This is a genomic window from Marinobacter sp. C7 (assembly GCF_022343555.1).
Classification (GTDB): Bacteria; Pseudomonadota; Gammaproteobacteria; order Pseudomonadales; family Oleiphilaceae; genus Marinobacter.
In genome coordinates this window covers 1-591 of record NZ_JAKQZH010000056.1, presented here as the reverse complement: position 1 = coordinate 591, position 591 = coordinate 1, and the positions used below count along the sequence as shown (strand labels likewise).

Here is a 591-nt window from a genome sequence, read left to right as displayed (position 1 = left end):
AGAAAAGTCCTTTTTGTGCAACGAGATTTGCTTGAAGGCGGCTAGGCTTTTGTCAAACACCACGGCAGGCGGCTCATGTCCTACAGCGCTCTTTCCATTCTCAAGAACGGCCTTTTCGGCAATCGGCACTGGAAGCCCGCATGGCGCATGCCGGAGCCGAAACCGCATTATGATGTCATCATTGTCGGCGGCGGCGGCCACGGGCTGGCGACGGCCTACTATCTGGCAAAGGAATTCGGCATCACCAATGTCGCGGTGCTGGAGAAGAGCTATATCGGCTCCGGAAATGTCGGTCGTAACACGACGATCATCCGTTCCAACTATCTCCTGCCGGGCAACAATCCGTTCTACGAGCTGTCGATGAAGCTCTGGGAGGGACTGGAGCAGGATTTCAATTTCAACGCCATGGTTTCCCAGCGCGGCGTCCTCAACCTGTTTCACAGCGATGGCCAGCGCGATGCCTATGTGCGGCGCGGCAATGCCATGCGTCTCCACGGTGTCGATGCGGAACTCCTGGACCGGGAGGCGGTGCGGACGATGCTGCCCTTCCTCGATTTCGACAATGCCCGCTTTCCCATCAAGGGAGCGCTG

Annotated in this window: 1 protein-coding gene; it reads left to right on the top strand. The window is 57.9% G+C overall.

The annotated features are described in order from the left end of the window. Positions 1–147 precede the first annotated feature (147 nt). Positions 148–591 (top strand): FAD-dependent oxidoreductase (locus MD273_RS18690; protein ID WP_239039275.1); only part of this gene is annotated, 444 nt, incomplete at its 3' end.